This is a genomic window from Ignavibacteriota bacterium, from assembly GCA_016716225.1.
Classification (GTDB): Bacteria; Bacteroidota; Ignavibacteria; order Ignavibacteriales; family Melioribacteraceae.
The window spans coordinates 112,526-136,555 of the sequence record JADJWT010000001.1 but is presented as its reverse complement, the minus strand read 5'-3'; the positions used below and the strand labels follow the sequence as shown (position 1 = coordinate 136,555).

The window sequence follows — 24,030 nt, the reverse complement described above, 5'->3', positions numbered from 1 at the left end:
AAAAATGAAAAAATATTTTAAAAAATTATTGAAGCCTTTTTATAACAATATAAAACAAATTGGTTTTAAACTATTGGATTTTTATGATAGCATAAAAGGTAAGAATCCTTTGATTCCACCAAGAAGTATGATATTTATTGGTGATGGTGATTATGAAAAAATTGGGAATGAATTTTTCAACTATTTTAAACTGTTAGGGGAACTAAAGACAAATGATAAAATTTTAGATGTTGGTTGCGGAATCGGTAGAATGTCAGTGCCTTTAACAAATTATTTAAATGAAAAAGGTGAATATCATGGATTTGATATAGTAAAAAAAGGAATTGAATGGTGTCAAAACAATATTTCAACAAAATATGCAAATTTTCATTTTTCTCATGCAGATATCTATAATAAAATGTACAATGAAAATGGAAAGGAATATTCATTTAACTTTAAATTTAAATATCAAGACAATTATTTTGATTTTATATTTCTAACTTCAGTATTTACTCATATGTATGCAAGAGATGTTGAAAACTACTTAAAAGAGATATCAAGAGTTTTAAAAGATGGTGGAAGATGTTTAATAACTTTTTTTTTATTGAATGAAGAATCGAATAAAATGATTAAAAATGGACTATCAACCCAAAATTTAATTTATCGATTAGATAACTTTTCTTTTGCAAAAGATGAGAAAGTGCCTGAAAATGCAATTGGTTTTAATGAAGAATATATTAAGGGATTATATATCAAAAATTCATTAAATATTCAAAAACAAATTTTTTATGGTTCTTGGTGTGGAAGGAAAGAATTTATGAGTTATCAAGATATAATTATCGCAAAAAAAACAAGATGAATCCTAAAATCTGTATTATAATAATAAATTGGAATGGACTAAAAGATACTTCGGAATGTTTAGAATCACTTAAGAAAGTTGATTATAAAAATTTTGTAGTTATTATTGTTGATAATAATTCTTTTGGAAATGATGTTGAAATAATAAAGAAAGAATTTGGTGATTTTGTAAAAGAAATAATTGTAAGTAAAGTTAATTTAGGTTTTTCAGGTGGTAATAATTTAGGAATTAAATATGCTTTAGAAAATGGTGCTGATTTTATTTTATTATTAAACAATGACACAATTGTTGAACCAGATTTTTTAACAATTTTATTAGATACTTTTAATAAATGTAAAAATGCTGGTGTTTCAGCACCACAAATAAATTATTATAATAATAAAAATATTGTTTGGTCAGTTGGTGGGCAGATTAGTAAAATTCGCGGATCAGGTTTTGCCTACTCTGATGAAAACGAAAATCAAATAGAAAAAAAAATTAGAGAAGTAAATTTTGCTTCCGGATGTTGCTTATTAATAAGAAAGGAAGTTTTTGAAAAAATTGGTATGCTTGATGAAAAATTTTTCTTGTATGTCGAGGATACGGATTTTTGTTTTCGCACAATAAAAGCTGGTTTTAAAATTATTATTAATCCCAATTCTAAAATTTATCATAAGGTCGGTAATTCTACTTCTATTAATTTAAAGCAAATTCCACTATACTATGAAACAAGAAATCGACTTTATTTTGCAAAAAAAAACTTCAATATTTTTTTTATAATAACCTTTTTATACATTTTTGTAACGATGATATATAAATCTATTATTTGGTTTTTAAATGGTAAATCAGAAAATATAACTTCAATAAAACTTGCATTTAGGGATTTTATAGAAGGCAATTTTGGAAAATTAAATAAAGACAAATTGTTGGCCAGTAAATGAATATTGGAATAGATGCAAGATTATTAAGTACAAGAATTAGAGGAACCGCAAGATATTTATCAAATCTGATTGAATATTTACCACTATTTGATAGCCAAAATAATTACTTTATTTTTCAATACGAAGATTTACCTCAGAAAAATAATTTCTATACTTACATCGCAATAAAAAAAAGTAATTGCCCACGCCAGTTATATGAACATTTTTGGCTTAATTTCAAACTTCCAAAACTAATTTTACAAAATAGAATCGATATTTTTTTTACACCATACATTTTTGTTCCAATCATTAAAAAAAAATGGAAAAATGTTATTGCAATTCATGATACTTTAACAAAAGTTTCTAAAGAATATTATACTTTTCATTATAGAAAATATATGGATTATCTAGTCCCGCTTTCTGTAAAAAAAAGTGATGCAATAATAACCGTATCAAAATCTGCAATGAAAGATATAATCAAATTTTATAAGGTTGATCCTGAAAAAATTCAATATTTACATTTATGGACAGATGAAAAGTATAAACCAATTAATTTAACATTGGAAGAAAAAAATTCAATTTCAAAAAAATATAATTTACCAGAAAAATTTATTCTTTTTGTTGGTGTTTTAGAGGAAAGAAAAAATATAATTGGAATTTTAAAAGTTGCTGAGATTTTACTAAATCGTGGAATTAATATAAATTTTGTTTTTGTTGGAAGGGAAGGATTTGGCTTTAATAAAGTATCTGATAAATTGAAAAATAACTCAAAAAGATTTATTCATCTAAAAGAAGTTGAGGATAGCGATCTTGTTAGTATTTATAATATTGCAACTTTATTTTTTTTCCCAACTTATAATGAGGGATTTGGCTTACCACCATTAGAAGCAATGAAATGCGGATTACCGGTTATTGCTTCAAATAATTCTTCAATTCCTGAAGTTGTAGGTAATAGTGGAATCTTGGGTGATTCGGATGATTATGAATTCTTTGCAGAAAAAATTAATTTTCTTTTAGAAAATGAACAGATCTATCAAACTTTGAAACTTAGTGCTTTAAAACAAGCAGAAAAATTTACTGCAAGTAATCATATTATTAAATTAGTTGATATTTTTAATAATTTGTAATGTTTCTTAAAAATAATTTAGATATTGATAATTGTTAATGAAAATTGTACAAACAAATAAAGCATATTATCCTAAAGTTGGTGGAATTGAAACAACAATTACAACTCTATCTGAAGGCTTAGTTAATTATTTCAATGCTGATGTTAAGGTATTAACTTGCAGTGGAAAAAAGAATTTTCAAACAGAAGAAAAAAAAATAAATGGTGTTAATATTAAATATTTATCTACTTTTGAATTTCTTGCCTCTTTGCCAATAAGTCCAAACTATTTCAAGGAAATAAGGAATTATTCTGGTGATATTTTACATATTCACGAACCGTTTCCCTTAGCTGATATTGCATTATTAACAAATTCTAAAATAAAAAACAATTTTTCTAAAATTGTTGTTTCTTGGCATAGTGATATTGTTCGACAAAAATGGGTATTATCTTTTTATAAAAATTATCTTTTTAAGTTCTTAGAAAATGTTGATAAAATTATTGTGAGCAATCCAAACTTAATTCAAAACTCTGATTTTCTTCCAAGTTTTAAGAATAAGATTGAAATTATTCCAATCGGGGTAAATTTAAATTGGGTAGAAGAATGTAAAATTTCAAATAAATTATCAGAAGAAATTAAAAAATCTACAAAAGGTTTGATGGCTTTATTTGTTGGTAGACTAGTTTATTATAAAGGTATAGAATATTTAATTGATGCAATAAATTTAGTACAAGATATTACCTTAATAATCATTGGATCTGGGCCGTTAAAGGATAAATTAGAAAGAAAGATAATAGATTTAAATTTATCTTCACGTATAAAAATAATTCCAGAAGTTGATGAAGTTACATTGCACGGTTATTATAAATCATGTGATATTTTTATTCTTCCATCAGTTGAAAAAAGTGAAACTTATGGAATTGTACAAATTGAAGCCATGGCTTGTGGCAAACCAGTTATTTGTACAGAAATTGGAACTGGAACAACATTCATTAATCAAAATGAAATTACCGGTTTAGTTGTTTCTCCTCGAAATTCAAAAGCTTTAGTAGATGCAATTTTAAAACTTACAAATAATCTTGGTTTAAGACAAAACTTGGGAAATTTAGGTAAACAAAGAGCTTTCAAAGAATTTTCTGCAAAAAAAATGGTCAAAACTACATTTGAACTTTATAAAAACTTATTAGAGAATAAATAATCAACGTAAATATTTACAAATTTTATTAGAGTTAGTGGTGAATCTCATTTATTCAAATTGAATTAAAAATATTTTTCTAAAATCTGTCTCAAAATCTCACATTTTTATTCGACAATAACTTAAATAACAAAAGTGTTTTTTTACTGACATTTATCTTTTATTTTTCTTTTTGACAACAAATGTCTTGTTTTAAATCACAATTTGTTTTTTTTGTCCATTTTTGTTGACTTTTTTCTTGGTTTGGTAAATTAAGTTCTACTTATTAAATACATAAAAATATTTTATCTCACGCTTAGGAGGCAAATTTTATGAAAGTTCCTTTTCTTGATTTAAAGGCACAATACAATTCTATTAAAGATGAAGTTTTACCAGCAATTCATACTGTGCTTGAAAATACAGCTTACGTTTTAGGGAAACCAGTTGTTGATTTTGAAACTCGCTTCGCTTCTGAACATGGAGCAAAACATTGCGTTGCATTAAGTTCCGGTACAGATGGAAATCATGTGGCATTATGGGCACTTGGTATTGGTTCTGGTGACGAAGTTATTATTCCAGCTAATACATTTATTGCTACAGCTTGGGGCGCAACATTATGCGGTGCTACTCCGGTTTTTGTTGATTGTCATCCCGAAAGTTATAATCTTGATCCAACAAAAGTTGAAGCTGCAATTACTTCAAAAACTAAAGCAATTGTTGCTGTTCATTTATATGGACAAGCTGCTGATATGGATCCATTAAAGGAAATTGCAAAAAAACATAATGTGTATTTATTAGAAGATGCAGCCCAATCTCATTTTGCAGAGTATAAGGGAAAAAGAATTGGTGCACTTTCAGATATTGCTTCTTATAGTTTTTATCCCGGGAAAAATCTTGGTGCTTACGGAGAAGGTGGCGCAATTACAACCAATAATGATGAGCTTGCTACTATATCAAAAATGTTAAGAGATCATGGCGGTAAAGAAAAATACAATCATGAAATTCTTGGACACAATTATAGAATGGAAGGAATTCAAGGTGCTGTACTTGGTGTAAAATTAAATCATCTTGATAAATGGACTAGTGGACGTAGAAAAGTTGCTGAAAAATATAGAAATCTTCTTTCTGATGTTGATGGAATTAAACTTCCTACAGAAATGGAATATGGAAAACATGTTTATCATCTTTATGTAATTCAAGTTGCTGGTAAAAATGGTGAAGGTAGATCAGATCAAAGAAATAAACTACAAAAATTCCTTGGAGAAAATGATATCGCAACCGGATTGCACTATCCGCTTCCTTTACATCAACAAAAATGTTTCGAAAATTTAGGATACAAATACGGAGATTTTCCAGTTACTGAACAATTGGCTGAACAAGGATTATCTTTGCCAATGTTCCCGGAATTAACTGATGAACAAATAAATTATGTATCTGAAAAAATTCATGAGTTCTTTAAATAAATTTTTAAAATGAGGTTATAATGAAAGTAGGAATAATCGGTTTAGGGTATTGGGGTCCAAATCTTGTTAGAAATTTTATGTCTCATCCGGAAATTTCACAAGTCTATGGTTGTGATTTAAGTGATGACAGACTAAATTTTATTAAATCAAGATTTCCATCTGCTGAAGTACTAAAAGATTATAACGAATTACTAAGAAAAGACATCAACATAATTGCAATTGCCACACCGGTTGATACACATTTCAAATTTGCAAAAATGGCTCTTGATTCTGGTAAACATATTTGGGTTGAAAAACCTTTTACTGCAACTTCGGATGAAGCTGTTAAATTAATTGAATTAGCTGAAAAAAATAATTTAAAAATATTTGTCGATCACACCTTTATTTATACTGGTGCTGTACAAAAAATGCGACAACTTGTTGATTCCGGAGAAATGGGGGCAATACGTTATTTTGATTCTGTAAGAATTAACTTAGGTTTATTCCAACATGATGTTAATGTTATATGGGATTTAGCTCCGCATGATTTATCAATTATGAATTATCTTTTACCCAACAATAAAGTAGTTGCGGTTTCAGCTCACGGAATTGCAAATTATTACGATCACGAAAATGTTGCTCATCTTTCAGTTTATTTTGAAGATAATTGTTTTGCACATTTTCACGTAAATTGGACTTCTCCGGTTAAGATTAGAAAAATGCTTGTTGGCGGAGATAAGAAAATGTTAGTTTTTGACGATATGGAAAACTTCGAAAAAATTAAAGTTTATGATGCCGGAGTTCAAATGTCTTCTAAAGAAAAAATTCATGAAGCATTAGTTCAATATAGAATGGGAGATATGTATTCTCCAAAAGTTAAAGCTACGGAAGCTTTAACATTGGGTGCGGCTGAATTTATTAGTGCGATAAAGGAAAATCGAGTTCCTTTAACAAGCGGTGTAGACGGATTAAATGTTGTAAAGATTTTAGAAGCAAGTGAAAAATCAATTAAAAATAAAGGCAAACTAATTGAAATCGATCAGTTAGAATTAGTAAAATAATTTGGAATTTTTATGGAAAAGAAAAATATTAATAATGTTAAATTGGGTAAAGATGTTAAAATTTTTGATTTCGTAAATTTATACGGATGTTCAATTGATGACGGAACAAAAGTTGGAACTTTTGTTGAAATTCAAAAAGGTGCAACTATTGGAAAAAATTGTAAAATCTCATCTCATACATTTATTTGTGAAGGAGTTCATATAGGAGATGGAGTTTTTGTTGGTCACAATGTAACTTTTATAAATGATAAATATCCTCGCGCGGTAAATCCGGATGGAAGTATGCAAACTGAAGCTGACTGGAAATTGATTGAAACATTTGTAAAAGATAAAGTTTCAATTGGTTCTTCTTCAACAATTATGGGTGGAGTTACAATTGGTGAAAATTCAATTATTGGTGCAGGTGCAGTTGTTACAAAAGATGTTCCGGCAAATGTAGTTGTTGCCGGTGTTCCCGCAAAAATTATCAAAAAATTATAATCATTTTATAAAAAGCCGCTTAAATTGGGCGGCTTTTTCTTTCATATCTCCACATTTTAAGTAAAAAAATATCAATTACAAATACTATATTTAAAAGTTTTTATAAAAATATTTTTTAAAAACATTAAACTATTTTAAATACTTAATTTTTAACGTGAACAAAAAATTAGAAAAAATATTTGTTGTTGGAATTGATTTTCTAACCATAAACTTTACTTGGTTAGTTTACTATTTTGTAAGAGTTCAATCCGGATTATTCAGCATTTTTACATCACCGGAATTTTTCTTAAGCATGATAATAATCTATTTCTACTGGCTGCTCATTTTTACTTTTGTGGGAATGTACAGAACTTGGTTTGCAAGCTCAAGGTTTGATGAATTAACTTCACTATTTAAAGCTTCGTTTGCTGGAATTTTTATTTTATTTACGCTTATACTTTCAGATGATTTACTTCATAATGAACAAACCGGAAATAGATTTTTAATATTTTTTTATTGGGGAATGTTTCTTCTTTTTGTAGGATTTGGAAGATTATTTGTTAGAAGTTTACAACGTCGACTTTTAATTAATGGCATTGGAAGAAGAAATGCAATTATAGTTGGATTTAATTCTAAAGCAAAAGATATTCATAGAAAAATTCAAAAATATAAAGGATTAGGTTTAGATGTTGCAGGATATGTTGCAGTTCATGAAAAAAATATTGGTAAAAAATTTGATGGAATTGAAGTCTTAGATAGTGTTCACAATATTGAAAATGTTATAAAAAAAGTTAATGCTCAAGAAATAATTCTTTCTTTGGATAAGCATGAAGACGACGTTTTAATTGAAGTAATTTCTAAATGTGAAGACGAAAAAGTAAATCTTAAAATAGTACCGGATTTGTATGAAATAATTAGCGGGCAAGCTAAAACAATGCAGATTTACGGATTTCCTCTAATTGATATTATGCCGCAATTAATGCCCGAGTGGGAAAAAAAAGTAAAAAGATTTTTAGATATTATATTTTCACTTTTAGTATTAATTGTGTCACTTCCAATAATAGTTATTATTACAATTTGGATAAAACTTGATAGCAAAGGTCCAATTATTTTTAAGCAAGAGAGAACCGGAATGAACGGAAAAGTGTTTAAGGTTTATAAATTTCGTTCAATGGTTAACGATGCCGAGAAAAAATCGGGTCCGGTATGGTCATCAAAGGATGATCCAAGAATTACAACCGTTGGCAAATTTATAAGAAAAGTAAGGATTGATGAAATTCCACAAATGTTTAATGTGTTAAAAGGTGAAATGAGTTTGGTTGGACCAAGACCGGAAAGACCTTATTTTGTTGAAAAATTATCAAAAGAAATTCCTTTATATAAAAGAAGATTAAAAGTAAGACCCGGAGTAACCGGTTGGGCACAAGTTAAACATAAATATGATGAAAGTATTGAAGACGTAAATACAAAATTAAGATTTGATTTATTTTATATTGAGAATATGTCGCTTAGAATGGATTTTAAAATTTTATTTAGAACAATATTTGTAGTACTATTTGGCAAGGGACATTTCGAGTGAAATCAATAGTAATAATTCCAACTTATGATGAATTGAACAATATTAAAAAACTCATTTCGGAGTTAATAAATCTTTATCCGGATTTGGATATTTTAATTATTGATGATAATTCTCCAGATGGAACCGGAAAATATGTTGAAGAATTAAGCAAGCAAAATTCAAAAGTAAAATTAATTTCTCGAAGTGGAAAATTAGGATTAGGAACAGCTTACGTAGAAGGTTACAAATATATGCTGAAAAATGGTTACGATCTTGCCTTTCAAATGGATGCTGATTATTCGCACGATCCAAAGGAAATTGCAAATTTCAAAAAATATATTGATGAATATGATTTGATAATCGGAAGCAGATATATTCAAGGCGTAAACGTAATTAACTGGCCAATGAAAAGATTATTACTAAGTTATTTTGCAAATTATTATACAAAAGTTATAACCGGATTACCTCTTAAAGACAGTACCGGCGGTTTCAAATGTTTCAAAAGAAAAGTTTTAGAATCAATAAATCTTGATGAAATAAAATCAAACGGTTATGCATTTCAAATTGAAATGAATTATAAAGCTTGGATAAAAGGATTTAAATTAAAAGAAGCCTCAATAATTTTTATGGATAGAGTTGCCGGAACTTCTAAAATGTCAAAAAAAATTGTAAAGGAAGCAATCTTCAGAGTTTGGAAATTACGATTTAGACACATGCTTGGAATTTTAAAATAATACATGATTGATTTATCAATAATAATTGTTAACTATAATGTAAAAGAATATTTGCTTAATCTGCTTGATTCTATTAAGCAAGCTTCAAAAAATATAATTATGGAAATAATTGTTGTTGATAATAATTCTGATGACGGAAGCATTCCCGCAATAAATGAAAAATTCCCTAATGTAATAACAATTCAAAATTTAACAAATATTGGATTTGGAGCCGCAAATAACCAAGCGTTAGAAATTTCTAAAGGGAAATTTGTTTTATTAATAAATCCGGATACTTTAGTAAGAGAAAATACTTTTGAAGAAATGATAAAATTTCTTGAACAAAATCCAAAAGTTGGAATAGCCGGATGTAAAGTTTTAAATCCCGATGGAACTTTGCAATTACCTTGCAGAAGAAGTTTCCCTAAACCTTGGGTTTCATTTACAAAAGTTATGGGATTAAGCAAACTTTTTCCGCAAAGCAAATTATTTGCAAAATATAATCTTACATATTTGGATGAAAATAAATCTTATGAAGTTGATGCAATTTCCGGTTCGTTTATGATGCTTACGCGTGAAGCATATAATAAAGTCGGCGGATTTGATACAGATTTTTTTATGTACGGCGAAGATTTGGATTTGTGTTATAGAATTCAAAAAGCGGGATTAAAAGTTTTTTATGTTCATAATACGGAAATAATTCATTACAAAGGTGAAAGCACAAAACGAAGCAAAATTGATGAAACAAAAATTTTCTATAATGCAATGCATCTTTTTGTTCGCAAACATTTTTCATCTTCATTTATTGTTGAAATTATTCTTCAGTTTGCAATTATTTTAAGAAAAACTTTTGCGTTCGCAAATAAGAATAAATTAATTCTTGTTTCGGTAATTGCAGATTTTCTATTGTATATTATTCTAACTTATTTTTCCGAACAAATTCATGCAAATGAAAAATGGCCCGGATTTCCGAATGTTTACAAACCTTGGGTTTATATAATTCCTGCAATTATTCAAATACTAATTTCTAGTTTTAGCGGAGTTTACAAACGAAATTCACTTTCTGTTTTAAAAACTTTTATTGCATTATTTATTGGATTATTAACAATTGCTTCGTTAACATTTTTCTTCAAACAATTTGCTTTCAGTAGAGTTGTAGTTTTATTAACATACATTTTTGCCACAATTATTTTTTCTTTGTGGAGAATTTTATACAAATTAATTTGGCTGAATAAATCCTCAAATAATGATTTACCATTACGAACTGTGCTTGTTGGAATTGACGAAACGGCAATTAATTTTTTGAATAAAATAAAATTAAACCTAACAATTCAGTATAAGTTAATTGGATTGATAGGATTAAATATAAAGGACATTGATAAGAAAATTGAGAATTTAAAAGTCATAGGTTCAATTGAAAATTTAAAAAAGATAATTCGCGAAAATCAAATCAGCAATGTAATTTTTTCAACGGAAAGTATTGGTTTTGATAAAATTTTTTCAACGGTTGCACAATGCCAAGGTGAAAATGTAAATTTTTTAATGTCCGGAAGCGAGCTTGATTTTATGGTTGGAAAATCAACAATCACTCATATTGAAAATGTTCCGTTATTAAAAGTTGAGTACAATATTTCGATGTTTATTCACAAATTTATTAAGCGAATTTTTGATATAATACTTTCTTTTATTTTAATGTTTTTAGTTTTTCCGTTTGTGTGGATTTATTCAAAAATTAATTTGCGAAAAACTTTTTTAATAAATTCACTTTTGCAAATTCCGGAAATATTTATCGGAAGAAAAAGTTTTGTCGGACCCCAAAGTGATAATTTTTATCAAGAATTATTTTTAGGCAAAAAAGGAATTACCGGACTTTGGTTCACGGAAAATATTGATGAAAATGATATTGAAGAAAAAAATAGAATAAATTTATTTTATGCAAAAAATCAAAATATATGGTTAGATTTAGAAATAATAGGGAAATCTATTTCTAAAATTTTTGAAAACTTGGAGAAATAATGGCAAAAAATATATTGGAATTTGAAAAACCGATTTTTGAACTCGAGAAAAAAATTGAGGAAATGAAAAAACTTGAAGATAATCTTGATATTACCGATGAAATTTCGAATTTGGAAAGTAAAGTAAATCTTCTTAAAAAAAACATATATGAAAATTTAACACGCTGGCAAAGAGTTCAGCTTGCTCGCCACTCAGAACGACCTTATACATTAGATTACATTTTTTTAATGACTGAAAATTTTATTGAACTTCACGGCGATAGACATTTCAAAGATGATAAAGCAATTGTCGGCGGATTTGCAATGATCGGTGATCAAAAAATTATGTTAATCGGGCATCAAAAAGGTAGAGATACTAAATCAAATTTGGAAAGAAATTTCGGAATGCCGAATCCCGAAGGTTACAGAAAAGCATTGCGTTTGATGAAACTTGCCGAAAAATTTAATATACCAATTGTAACATTATTGGATACGCCAGGCGCATATCCCGGAATTGAAGCCGAAGAACGTGGGCAAGCGGAAGCAATCGCAAGAAATTTATTTGAAATGAGCCGACTAAAAGTTCCGGTAATTGTTGTAATTATTGGGGAAGGTGCAAGCGGCGGCGCTTTAGGTATGGGCGTTGGCGATAGAATTTTAATGTTGGAAAATACATGGTATTCCGTTATTAGTCCGGAATCTTGCTCAAGTATTTTATGGAGAAGTTGGGAATATAAAGAACAAGCCGCAGAAGCCTTAAAGTTAACTGCACCCGATTTGTTGGAATTAAATATTATTGATAGAATAATTCCCGAACCACTTGGCGGCGCTCATAGAGATCATAAATTAATTGCTGATACTTTAAAACAAATTTTGTTGGAAGAAATTAATCAACTTAAAAAAATCAAGCCGGAAAAATTAATTTCAAACAGAATTGAAAAGTTTGGCAAAATGGGAGTTTACAACGAATAATTATGCTTTCGCACACAACTTCAATTAGAGTTAGATATGCCGATACTGATAAAATGCAATTTGTTTATAACGGAAAATATTTAGAATATTTTGAAGTCGGAAGAACTGAACTTTTAAGAAGTTGCGGTTTAGCATACAGTGAATTGGAAAAAGTTGGTTATCAGTTACCATTAATTGAAGCCAGTTTGAAATATAAAATTCCAGCTCATTATGATGATGTACTTCAAATTACCGCAACAATTTCGGAATTATATTCCGCAAAAGTTCACATTGAATATTCAATAAAAAGAGAAAACTCCGAAGAAATTTTAGTTACTGGATTTACAACACATATGTTCATTAGAGAAGAAACGAAGAGACCTACAAAACCTCCGCAAATTTATATTGACACACTCAAAAAATATTTTGAATAAATTCAAAATGAAAAATTCCGATGCTTGATAAAATTAAACAATTAACAAAAGACACTGCTCTTTACGGAATCAGCACAATTGTTGGGAGATTTCTCGGATTTATTTTAGTGCCGTTTTACACAAATGTTTTCTCGCCAACAGAATTCGGAATTCAATCATACATTTACGCATTTTTAGCTTTTGCAAATATTGTTTACATCTACGGAATGGATGCTGCATTTATGAAATTTGCAACAGTAGATGAGAATGATAAGAAAAAAGTTTATTCAACCGGATATATTTTTGTAACAATTACAACTTTAATATTTTCAGTTTTTCTTTTTGCTACACACAATTGGATTGCTAACGAAACAGATTTAACAAATTATTCGCACATATTTATTTATGTAATTGCAATCTTATTTCTTGATACCGCAACGTTAATTCCGTTTTCAAATCTTCGTTTGGAAAGAAAAGCTTCAAAATTTGCATTAATAAAAATTCTAAATATTCTCTTAAATGTTTCATTGAATTTTATTCTAATTCTAAAATACAAATATGGAATTGAAGCAATATTTATAAGCAATTTGGTAGCTTCTGCGTTTGCTTTTGTTGTTCTCATTCCGGATATTTTTAGAAATCTTAACTTCACAATTGACAAATTTTATCTTAAAAAAATGTTGTTTTTTGGAGTAACATATTTACCAGCAAGTGTTGCATCAATGATTGTTCAAGTAATTGATGTTCCAATAATTCGTGAATTAACGAACGAATCAACATTGGGAATTTATAGAGCAAATTACAAACTCGGAATTTTTATGATGTTGTTTGTTTCAATGTTTCATTATGCCTGGCAGCCGTTTTTCTTAACAAATGCAAAAGAAGAAAATGCAAAAAAAATTTTCTCTAAAGTTCTAAGTTTGTTTTTAATTTTCACAAGTTTTATGTGGATTGTACTTTCACTTTTTATTGATGACATCGCAAGTTTTCAATTTTATCACGGAAGAAGTTTAATCGCCAAAGAATATTTATCGGGAATTTATATTGTTCCAATAATTTTACTCGCATATATTTTTCACGGACTTTATATAAACTTTATCGCCGGAATTTATTTAGAAGAAAAAACAAAATATCTTCCCGCAATTACCGGAGTTGGGGCGTTAATAAATATTGTTAGCAATTTTATTTTAGTTCCCATAATTGGAATTTTCGGCGGCGCGATTTCAACACTATTAAGTTATGTTTTTATGTCGGTTGGAATTTTTATAGTTTCCCAAAAGTTTTACAAAATTGATTATGAATTTTCTTTAATTATAAAAGTAATTTTTACAATAATTTTTATCAGCGGAATTTTTTACTATTTTGTTTTTACAAGTGGAATTACTTTTTCAATAAAAATTATTTTGTTGGGAATTTATTTTCTATCATTTATAGTTTTTAAAATTGTTAAAAAGAAAGATATTATTTCAACAATGAATTTAATTTTCAGAAGAAAAAAATAATTTCGTTTTAATTACTTTTTTAAACTGCAAGTTTTTCATTTACATATTTTTTTATAAATTCGTTTAGTTAATCTTCCAAAATAAATCCTAATCCAAATGAAAAAAATCGATTTAAATATAAAACGTATTTCAAACTTATTTTCTGATATTCCGCTTCCTACTTATTCTACCGAAGGAAGTTCCGGAATGGATATTAGAGCAGCAGTTCAAAATGATATAATACTTAAATCGGGAAAAGTAATTTTAGTCCCGACAAATTTATCTGTAGAAATTCCAATTGGATATGAAATTCAAGTAAGACCGAGGAGCGGATTAGCTGCAAAAAATGGAATTGGTGTTTTAAATTCCCCCGGAACAATTGATTCCGATTACCGTGGTGAAGTAAAAATAATATTATTTAATTTTGGAGAAGAAGATTTTATAATTAAACGTGGTGATAGAATTGCGCAATTAGTTTTAGCCGAAGTTATTTTAGCAAACATTAACGAAGTTGAAGATTTAAATTCATCTCAAAGGGGAGAGGGTGGATTTGGTCACACCGGAAAATCTTAGGATGAAAAAATAAAATGTGTGATTTTGTACATTTACATAACCATTCGCATTACAGCTTGCAAGATGCAGCTTGCACAATTGATTCACTAATTACCGCAACACAAAAAAATAAAATGCATGCGCTTGCATTAACCGATCACGGCGTAATGTATGGCATTTCCGAATTTTATAAAAAAGCAAAAAAAGCAAGTATAAAACCAATTATTGGTGTGGAAGCTTACATCAATTTTGAAGGCACGCGTTTTGAAAAAAACGAAAGTACAAATCCAAAGAAAAAATCAAAACAATATAATCACCTTGTGCTAATTGCTAAAAATGATATTGGTTATAAAAATTTAATTAAACTTTCTACACAAGGTTTTACAGAAGGTTTTTATTACAAACCTCGAATTGATTTGGAGTTGTTACGCGAAAAATCTGAAGGATTAATTTGTACTTCGGCTTGTTTAGCCGGACCGGTTGCAAGTCATTTGCTAAATGGTGATTATCAAAAGGCAAAAGAAAATTCCATTATTTTGAAAGAAATTTTTGGCGATGATTTTTATTTGGAATTACAAGATCATGGTCAAGAAGAAGATAAACCGGTTTTAGAAGGGATTCCAAAACTTTCCAGAGAATTGGGAATTCCGATGATTGCAACTAACGATATTCATTATATAGAAAAAGAACACGCAATTGCACATAATATTTTACTACTACTTTCAGATAAAACCGGAAATAAAGATTATAGAGATTTAAGATATAGAACAGATGAAATTTATTTTAAATCTTCAGAGCAAATGAAAGATTTGTTTATTTCTTACAAAGGTGCAATTGAAAATACTTTAGCAGTTGAAGAAAAAGTAAATGTAAGTTTAGATTTTGAAAAATTTCACTATCCAATTTTTCCAATTCCCAAAGAATCAAACGCAAAAGATTTGGATGAATATTTTGAAATTCTTGCACGCGAAGGATTGAATAAAAGATTTTCTAAATTAAATACAAATATTGAAGATAGATTTAAATACGAAGTTGATATAATAAAATCAATGGGTTACGCCGGTTATTTTTTAATTACTCAAGATTTTATTAACGCCGCTAAGAATAAAAAAATTCCGGTTGGTCCGGGAAGAGGGAGTGCAGCGGGAAGTTTAGTCGCATATTCTTTGGGAATCACAAATGTAAATCCGCTTGAATATGATTTATTATTTGAGAGATTTTTAAATCCATCAAGAAAATCAATGCCCGATATCGATATTGATTTTGCTGATGATCAGCGTGGTGAAGTAATTGATTATGTAAAAGAAAAATATGGTGAAAATTCTGTAAGTCAAATTATTACTTTTAATCGACTCTCATCAAAAGCAGTTTTGCGTGATGTTGCGAGAGTATTAAATATTCCAATTCCCACTGTAAATAATATTACAAAATGGATTCCATCAAAGTTTGGCAGAGTTTTTACAATAGACCAAGCATTGGAAGAAGTTCCCGAATTAAGATGGGTTAATGATTCGGATGATGAAAATATTCAGAATCTTATTAAGTATGCAAAGATTTTGGAAGGCATGAACCGTAATGCCAGTAAGCACGCGGCTGGCGTTGTAATTACTCCGGGAGAAGTAAGTGATTTAGTTCCTTTAGCTTCTGCTGGTGCAAACGGTGATTTGGTTACTCAATATAATATGAAGGAATTGGATTCTGCCGGAATTCTGAAAATGGATTTTTTAGGATTGCGGACTTTAACAATTATCCGTGATACAATTGATTTAATTGAGCAAACACAAAATATAAAAATTGATATTGATGCTATTCCAATTGATGATGAAAAAACTTATAAATTATTTTGGAACGGACAAACAACCGGAGTGTTCCAGTTTGAATCTGCTCCGATGAAAGAACATTTAAAAAATTTAAAGCCGACATCAATAAAAGATTTATCCGCAATGAATGCTTTATATCGTCCGGGACCAATGGATTTCATTCCCGATTTTATTGATCGAAAGCATGGAAGGAAACCGATTGAATATTTACATCCTTCTTTGGAAGAAATTTTAAGTGAAACATATGGAATAATTGTTTATCAAGAGCAAGTAATTCAAATTGCAAATAAAATTGCCGGAATGACTTTAGCCCAAGCTGATATTCTAAGAAGAGCAATGGGAAAAAAAGATCTTGATGAAATGCAGAAACAAAAAAGTAAATTTGTTGATGGTGCCGTAAAAAATAATATTCCTCAAAAAATTGCGGAAGAAATTTTTATCGTAATTGATAAATTTGCAAATTACGGTTTTAATAAAAGTCACGCAGTTGCTTACTCCGTTGTAGCTTATCAAACTGCATATCTAAAAGCAAATTTTACTGCGGAATTTTTGGCAGCAAACTTAACAAACGAATTTGGCAATCCAGATAAAGTTACATTGCTTTTGGAAGATTGCAGAAAATTAAAAATTCATGTAATGGTTCCGGATATAAATCGCCCATCGGTTAAATTCACTGTTGATAAGGATAAAATTGTATTTGGAATGTCAGCAATAAAAAATGTTGGAGTAAATGCTGTTAAAGCAATTGAAGAATCCCATAAAAATTTAGGAAGAAATTTTAAAAGTATTTATGATTTTACTTCAAACGTTGATACAAGAATTGTAAATAAAAGAGCCTTAGAAGGATTGGTATTAGCCGGAGCTTTTGATTCGGTCAAAGGAGATAGAGCGAAAAACTTTTCATCAATTGAAAGTGCATTATCATTTGGAAGTAAAGTTCAATCGACAAAAGAAACACAAAAAGACAGCTTGTTTGGTGATGTTGAAGAAATAACTTTTTCTGAACCCGAACTGCCGGAAGTTGATTCATGGGATCAAAAATTTGCGCTTGCAAAAGAAAGAGAAGCACTTGGATTTTATCTTTCCGATCATCCATTAAGAAAATATGAAGCAGAATATAATTCATTTTCTACAATCAAACTTGGCGATCCCGATACTTTTAATAATTTGGATTTTGTAAGAGCTTGCGGAGTTGTAACATCAATTAGAACAAGAATGGATAAATCCGGTAAGAACATGGCATTCTTTACCCTTGATGATTTTACAGGATCTTGCGAATGTATAATGTTTGGAAAAATTTATAGTGAAATTGGAAGTTTAATAGTTCCAGAATCCACAATAATGGTAATAGGAAAATTGGAAAGTAGCGGCGATGCGGTTAAACTTCATGCTGAAGATGCAATTTCATTAGATAAAGTTGCACAAAAATTTACAAAAAGTTTGGGAATTCTTTTCGACTCAGAGAAACACAATCCGGAAACAGTAAAAAAAGTAAAATCAGTTTTTGATAAAAACGAAGGAAATATTCCGGTTATTGTTTATGTGAAAATTAATGGATCATCAAAAAGGTTTATAATAAATAACAAAATTTCGATCTCAGAAAATTTATTAAATAATTTGCATAATCTTTTAGGCGATGATGCAATTGCATTTCAGACAATGTAAAGCTAAAGCACAAAATTTTCTTAAAATCGATTTAATATCTTTCATTGATTTAACTTTTTTATTTTCATAACTTTTGCAAACAAATATAAACAAAAGGGAAAAATGACACAGAAATGGGCTTTAGTTTTAGGTGCATCAAGCGGATTTGGCGGTGCATCAGCAATCGAATTAGCTAAAAACGGTTACAGTATTTTTGGAATTCATCTGGATCGTCAAAGTACAATGCATAATGTTGATTTAATTGTGAAGAAAATTGAAAAATTTGGACAACAAGCTATCTTTTATAATATGAACGCTGCAGATCAGCTAAAAAGAAATGATACACTTGATGAAATTAAAGAAAGGTTTGCAGTAAAAGAACATCCCTTAGTAAATGTTTTAATTCATTCTTTAGCATTTGGAACTCTTAAACCATTTATTACAAAATCACCGAATGATTGTATATCAAAATCTCAGATGGAAATGACACTTGATGTAATGGCACATACTTTAGTTTATTGGACGCAAGGATTGGTTCAAAGAGATTTATTATCAAAAGGCGCAAGAATTTTTGCTTTAACAAGTGCAGGATCTCAACAAGTTATTCCAACATACGGAGCTGTTTCTGCAGCAAAAGCTGCATTAGAAGCGCACATTCGTCAGCTTTCTGTTGAATTAGGACATATGAAAGTTACTGCTAATGCCATAATGGCTGGCGTTACGGATACTCCTGCTTTAAGAAAAATTCCCGGAAACGAATTAATGATTAAAGCTGCTAGAGAAAAAAATCCTATGGGAAAATTAACAATACCGGAAGAAGTTGCTAAAGCAATTGTAATGTTATGTAGTCCCGAAGCAGATTGGATTTCAGGCAACGTAATTGGTGTTGATGGAGGAGAATACAATGTAAGCTATACCGGTGAAACAATTTGTAAACCAATAAAATAGAGAGAAAAATTATGTTCGAATTCGGTTTTACTGAAGACCAACAAATGCTTCGTGAAATGGTAAAAGATTTTACGAATAAAGAAATAAAACCCATCGCATCTAAAATTGATGAAGATGCAAAAATTCCAGAATCTTTACTTAAAAAACTTGGAGAGTTAGGAATTTTAGGAATTTCATTTCCGGAAGAATATGGAGGTGGCGGTTTTGGTGAAGTTGGTTATTGTATTGCTCAAGAAGAAATTGCGCGAGGTTGTATGTCAACTGCAACAACAATTGGAGCTCATCAATCAATCGGTGCAAATGTAATTTATCTTGGCGGGAATGAAAATCAAAAGAAAAAATATCTTACACCATTAGCAAACGGAGAAAAGATTGCTGCATTTTGTTTAACTGAAGCTCAAGCCGGTTCAGATTCATTTAATCTAAAAACTAAAGCTGAAAAAGTTGACGGTAATTGGACTTTAAATGGTGAAAAATTATGGATAACTAATGGCGGGATTGCTGATATAGTTTCTGTTTTTGCGAGAACACCTAAAGGAATTAGCGCTTTTATTGTTGAAACAAGTTCTCCCGGATTTCATGCGGGACCTCCTGAAAAGAAAATGGGAATTAAAGGAAGTACAACAAATGCAATAACTTTTGATAATGTTAAAATTCCGGAAGAAAATTTAGTTGGCTCTGATGGGAGAGGTTTTTTACTTGCTATGAAAACTTTAGACGCTGGAAGATTAGGATTAGGTGCAGCATGTTTAGGAGCAGCAAAAGAACTTTTAGAAATGTCAGCTCATTATGCACAAGAAAGAGAACAGTTTGATGAACCAATTAGCCACTTTCAAGCAATTCAATTCTATCTAGCAGAAATGGCAACAATGATTTATAACATGGAATCAATTGTATATAGAACTGCTGTTGATTATGATAATGGGAAAAATATTTCAAAACAATCTGCAATGGTGAAATTATATTGTTCAGAATCTCTGGATAAAATTGCAGATAGAGCTGTTCAAATTCATGGAGGTATGGGTTACTCAAGAGAATTGCCAATTGAGAGATTTTATAGAGATTCAAGAATTAATAGAATCTTTGAAGGAACAAATGAAATTCAAAAAACAATTATTGCAAGAGATGTTTTAAAGAAAAAAGGAATAATGTAATTTTTTAAAGGAGAAAAAATTTAATGAAACCATTTACATTTACTGATGATAATTTTGAGAAAGAAGCAATCAAATCTGAAATTCCTGTTGTAGTTGATTTCTGGGCAGCTTGGTGCGGACCTTGTAGAATGATAGCGCCAATAATTGAAGAACTTGCGGTAGAATTTGATGGTAAAATAAAAGTCGGAAAACTTGACGTTGATGTTAATCAGCAAACCGCAATAAAATACGGAGTAAGAAGCATTCCAACCGTTCTGATCTTATCGGGCGGAAATGTAAAAGATACAATTATAGGAGCAGTTCCCAAATCAGTATTTTTAGATAAACTTAAAAATCTTTAGATATAAAAGGTTATTTCATAAATTTTACTAAAATTGATTGAGATAACCTTTATTTGTTCACCTTTCAATGATGCTTATCAAAATTTAAAAAAGTTAAAAAAATTATTCTAAGTTTACAAAAAAACCGTTTTTAAATTTTCAATACAATTATATTAAATTCGATAAAGAATATAAATTGCAATTGTTCTGAAATGCTACCAATTTTATGAATTGTAATTAAGTTTTTAGAATATTTTTTTTACAAATCAATTATAAATAATATTATCAATAAGGAAATATTATTTGTATATTTTTGAGGAATTTTTTAATATTCAACATTGCTGTATAATTTAATCATTGTAACACACAAAAAGACGGAGGTCTTGATGAATAGTTGTTAAACATTTTTTGTACAAACGCTTAACAAAAAAACTAATTTAGGAGAAAAATATGAGTCGTAAAATCATTTACGTTTTATTACTCTTTGCCTTAATCCCTCTCCAAGTATTCGCTGGTGACGGAAGAATAAAAGGTAAAGTAACAGATTTATCAACAGGTGAAGTATTGGTTGGCGCAAACGTAGTAGTTATCGGAACTAGTTTTGGTGCCGCAACCGATGTTAATGGGGACTATGTAATAATGAACCTTGATGCTGGTCAATATACCGTTAAAGCCAGCTATCTTGGATTCCAAAGTATTACAATTACAAACGTGAGAGTAAGTTTAGATTTAACAACTGAAGTAGATTTTCAATTACCAGCTGAAGAAATTTCAGTTGGAACAGTAACAATTGTTGCGCAAAAACCACTTATCACAAAAGACGCTACAAGTTCAATCAGAAATGTATCTGGTGAAGATATTTCGAATTTACCAGTTAGGGGAGTTACAAATATTATTGGTTTACAAGCTGGCGTTGTTGTTGATGGAGGTAATATACATATTCGTGGAAGTCGTCCTGATGAAGTTGGTTACTACTTAGAGGGAATTAATATCGCAGATCCTGAGGATGGTGGTAGAGAAATTACAATTTCAAATGATGCAGTTGAAGAACTCCAAGTTGAAACAGGTGGTTTTACTGCAGAATTTGGCGGATCTAATGCAGGTATTATTAGATCACAATTAAAATCTGGTACAAATGATTATCATGCTAGCGTTGAATATATTACAGATAATGTTGGTTTCGATTCTAAAGATAATTTTAAGAATCAATCCAAAAGATTAGGTGCTTATTGGTATGGTTACAATGAAACAAGTTTTTCGTTAAGTGGGCCAGTTTTAGAAAATCAAATTAAATTTTTCTATAACTTAAATTATAATTTTGATAGAAGCCAAGCTAAAAGAGCATATCCAGGTTTTGATTTAGGAATGATAAATGATGGCTTTGGTGAGGATACAATTAATTTCTTCTATCCAGCAGGTGTTCGTCAAAATCAATTAAGAGAAGTTTATACTCACTCTGGTTCTGTTACTATGGATTTTAATCCAATCCTTATTAGACTTACCGGAACATATTCTGATGGTTGGGATGATGCAGGTGGTGATGGAGTTTTTGACATTTTAAATGATAGAGTTTCTACAGATAACTGGTCAAATGGAAGTTTTAGTTTAAAAGTTAAACATGTAGTTACTCCTAATTTATTTTATGAGTTAACAGGTGGATTGTCGCTAAGTAAGAGTGAACGTTCTGATCCTTATTTAGGAACTGACTATTGGGCTTATGGCGATAGTATTGCTAATGCAAATGCAGGAAATGTTTGGATAAGAAAAGCACGTGAATTGGCAACTTGGACAAGACAAGGTATAACAGCAGCAGATAGAAGGTATATTGAGCCTACAGATTTTTCAGTTTATGGATATACATTTGATGCTGATGGAGCAGTTTCCGCAAACAGTAACAAATTTGATCAACTTGGGTTAACTGGAAGATTCGATTTAACCTATTTACCATCAAAACATCATAATATAAAAATCGGTGGTGAATTTAAACAACATACTTTAAGATTTTGGTCAACTTCCGGAAGCCAATCTGGTTTTGCAAGAACACTAGCTAATAATCTCTTAAAACTTTATGGCTCAAATCCAACTCAAGCACAAATAGATGCTGAAAAAGCAAAAATACTATATACCGCAGGAGTTAACAATTATGGTTATGATATCTATGGTAACGAATTTGACGGAGATGGTGAAGTAAACGGTGTTGATGGTAGTTTTTATGCTCCTCACAAACCAGTAGAAGCTGGTTTTTATATTCAAGATAAGATTGAATTTGATGATATTATTCTAAATCTTGGCTTAAGATATGACTATTTTGATATGGATAATATGCAGTTAGTAAATCCAGAATTGCCAGAAAACGGAGTATCCGAAACTTGGAATAGTGGTGAACTCAATTTAGCTGGGTTTAAAGATGTAGAAGCTTTTAGTGGTGTAAGCCCAAGGTTAAGTGTTTCATTCCCAGTTACAGACAGAACAGTTTTCCATGCAGGATTTGGAAAGTATGTTCAACAACCTGCACTAAGTGAAGCATATCTTGGTTATCATCAATTAGCTTATCAGTTAGGTCAAAGCTTTTTCTTCTCTGATCCAACAGGTCAAAACTTAAGACCAATTAGAAAAACGCATTATGAATTTGGTTTTAGACAACAATTAACTGACTTTTTGGCATTTGATATAACTGGTTTTTATGATGATGTTAAAGGGCAAGTATTCTTTAACTTACAAAGAACAGATGCTAACTCCGCGTATGAATCTTACAACATAAAGCAGAATGGAGACTTTGCAACAACCAAAGGTGTTGAATTACAATTTACAATGAGAAGATATCAAAGATTAAGCGGTTCTGCTTCATTATCTTTGCAAGATGCTGCTGGAACTGGTACAAATCCTAATAGCAACTCAGGTATAGTTGGTGCACCTTTAGATGGAGTTACAATCTTTAGACCAAATTATGTTGCTCCTTTAACTTATGATAGACCACTTAAAGGCAACTTTTTCCTAGATTATAGATTTGGTGTTGATGATGGCCCAGCTCTTCTTGAGCAATTAGGTGTTTCGGTTCTTGCTTCATTTGCAAGCGGTCATCCATTTACCAGAGGTATTGGTAGTGCAAATATGGAAACTGATGCAAGATTCAGAAGTCCACTTGAACCTTTAAACTCATCATTAACTCCTTCAACATTTAATGTTGATCTCAAAATAGACAAATCTTTCAGAATATTTGATCAGTTATTTGCAAATGTTTATGTAAGAGTTTTAAATCTATTTGATAATAGAAACGTTGAAGATGTATTTAAAAGAACAGGCGCAGCTGATGATGATGGTTATTTAGCTGATCCGGCATTAGGCGGAAAAAAGATTGAAGATTATGGTCCGATATTTAATGATATTTATAAAGCATTAGAAATTGATTATCAAGGATATTATTCAAATGCAAGACAAGTATTATTAGGAATAAGATTAGAGTATTAAAAAATAAAGATTATTAAAGTTATAGGAGAAAATTT

At 29.7% G+C, this 24,030-nt stretch carries 19 protein-coding genes; all 19 read left to right on the top strand.

The genetic code is table 11. The features are described from left to right. Positions 1-4 precede the first annotated feature (4 nt). The 19 genes from IPM32_00605 (at position 5) to IPM32_00515 (ending at position 23,995) form a co-directional block, all read left to right on the top strand. Positions 5-838 carry a class I SAM-dependent methyltransferase gene (locus IPM32_00605; protein MBK8943745.1) on the top strand — a complete coding sequence of 278 codons (834 nt, stop codon included), beginning with the start codon at positions 5-7 and terminating at the stop codon, positions 836-838. Next, on the top strand, positions 835-1,758 hold the full coding sequence (locus tag IPM32_00600; GenBank protein ID MBK8943744.1) for a glycosyltransferase family 2 protein: 924 nt from the start codon (positions 835-837) through the stop codon (positions 1,756-1,758). The genes IPM32_00605 and IPM32_00600 overlap by 4 nt, the downstream gene beginning before the upstream one ends. Further along, positions 1,755-2,864 (top strand): glycosyltransferase family 4 protein, encoded by a 1,110-nt coding sequence (locus IPM32_00595; GenBank protein MBK8943743.1) that lies wholly within the window; start codon positions 1,755-1,757, stop codon positions 2,862-2,864. Before IPM32_00600 ends, IPM32_00595 begins: the two co-directional genes overlap by 4 nt. Positions 2,865-2,901: 37 nt before the next feature. Then, positions 2,902-4,041 carry a glycosyltransferase gene (locus IPM32_00590; protein ID MBK8943742.1) on the top strand — a complete coding sequence of 380 codons (1,140 nt, stop codon included), beginning with the start codon at positions 2,902-2,904 and terminating at the stop codon, positions 4,039-4,041. Positions 4,042-4,349: 308 nt separating this feature from the next. Beyond that, positions 4,350-5,480, top strand: a complete 1,131-nt coding sequence (locus IPM32_00585) for a DegT/DnrJ/EryC1/StrS family aminotransferase (GenBank protein ID MBK8943741.1) — start codon at positions 4,350-4,352, stop codon at positions 5,478-5,480. Positions 5,481-5,500: 20 nt separating this feature from the next. Beyond that, complete coding sequence (locus IPM32_00580; GenBank protein MBK8943740.1) at positions 5,501-6,520, top strand: Gfo/Idh/MocA family oxidoreductase; 1,020 nt, start codon at positions 5,501-5,503, stop codon at positions 6,518-6,520. 12 nt (positions 6,521-6,532) lie between these two features. After that, positions 6,533-7,000 (top strand): N-acetyltransferase, encoded by a 468-nt coding sequence (locus IPM32_00575; GenBank protein MBK8943739.1) that lies wholly within the window; start codon positions 6,533-6,535, stop codon positions 6,998-7,000. A gap of 154 nt (positions 7,001-7,154) precedes the next feature. Further along, positions 7,155-8,558 (top strand): sugar transferase, encoded by a 1,404-nt coding sequence (locus IPM32_00570; protein MBK8943738.1) that lies wholly within the window; start codon positions 7,155-7,157, stop codon positions 8,556-8,558. Continuing rightward, the gene (locus IPM32_00565) at positions 8,555-9,271 is read left to right on the top strand and encodes a polyprenol monophosphomannose synthase (GenBank protein MBK8943737.1); all 717 of its coding nucleotides are present in this window, start codon (positions 8,555-8,557) and stop codon (positions 9,269-9,271) included. Before IPM32_00570 ends, IPM32_00565 begins: the two co-directional genes overlap by 4 nt. 3 nt (positions 9,272-9,274) lie before the next feature. After that, on the top strand, positions 9,275-11,266 hold the full coding sequence (locus tag IPM32_00560; GenBank protein MBK8943736.1) for a glycosyltransferase: 1,992 nt from the start codon (positions 9,275-9,277) through the stop codon (positions 11,264-11,266). Beyond that, positions 11,266-12,216: an acetyl-CoA carboxylase carboxyltransferase subunit alpha gene (locus IPM32_00555; protein ID MBK8943735.1), complete on the top strand. Its 951-nt coding sequence runs from the start codon at positions 11,266-11,268 to the stop codon at positions 12,214-12,216. The genes IPM32_00560 and IPM32_00555 overlap by 1 nt, the downstream gene beginning before the upstream one ends. A 2-nt stretch (positions 12,217-12,218) precedes the next feature. Continuing rightward, positions 12,219-12,629, top strand: coding sequence for an acyl-CoA thioesterase (locus IPM32_00550; GenBank protein ID MBK8943734.1), 411 nt, complete (start codon positions 12,219-12,221; stop codon positions 12,627-12,629). A 20-nt stretch (positions 12,630-12,649) separates the two neighbouring features. Continuing rightward, positions 12,650-14,110: an oligosaccharide flippase family protein gene (locus IPM32_00545; GenBank protein MBK8943733.1), complete on the top strand. Its 1,461-nt coding sequence runs from the start codon at positions 12,650-12,652 to the stop codon at positions 14,108-14,110. A gap of 96 nt (positions 14,111-14,206) precedes the next feature. Next, positions 14,207-14,662 (top strand): dUTP diphosphatase, encoded by a 456-nt coding sequence (gene dut / locus IPM32_00540; protein MBK8943732.1) that lies wholly within the window; start codon positions 14,207-14,209, stop codon positions 14,660-14,662. Positions 14,663-14,676: 14 nt separating this feature from the next. Further along, a complete protein-coding gene (gene dnaE / locus IPM32_00535; protein MBK8943731.1) occupies positions 14,677-18,126 on the top strand; it encodes a DNA polymerase III subunit alpha in 3,450 nt (1,149 codons plus the stop codon). 102 nt (positions 18,127-18,228) lie between these two features. Then, positions 18,229-19,053 carry an SDR family oxidoreductase gene (locus IPM32_00530; protein ID MBK8943730.1) on the top strand — a complete coding sequence of 275 codons (825 nt, stop codon included), beginning with the start codon at positions 18,229-18,231 and terminating at the stop codon, positions 19,051-19,053. Positions 19,054-19,064: 11 nt separating this feature from the next. Continuing rightward, positions 19,065-20,207 (top strand): acyl-CoA dehydrogenase family protein, encoded by a 1,143-nt coding sequence (locus IPM32_00525; protein ID MBK8943729.1) that lies wholly within the window; start codon positions 19,065-19,067, stop codon positions 20,205-20,207. Positions 20,208-20,230: 23 nt separating this feature from the next. After that, complete coding sequence (trxA, locus tag IPM32_00520) at positions 20,231-20,548, top strand: thioredoxin (protein ID MBK8943728.1); 318 nt, start codon at positions 20,231-20,233, stop codon at positions 20,546-20,548. 429 nt (positions 20,549-20,977) lie between these two features. Further along, a complete protein-coding gene (locus IPM32_00515) occupies positions 20,978-23,995 on the top strand; it encodes a TonB-dependent receptor (GenBank protein ID MBK8943727.1) in 3,018 nt (1,005 codons plus the stop codon). Positions 23,996-24,030: the final 35 nt, after the last annotated feature.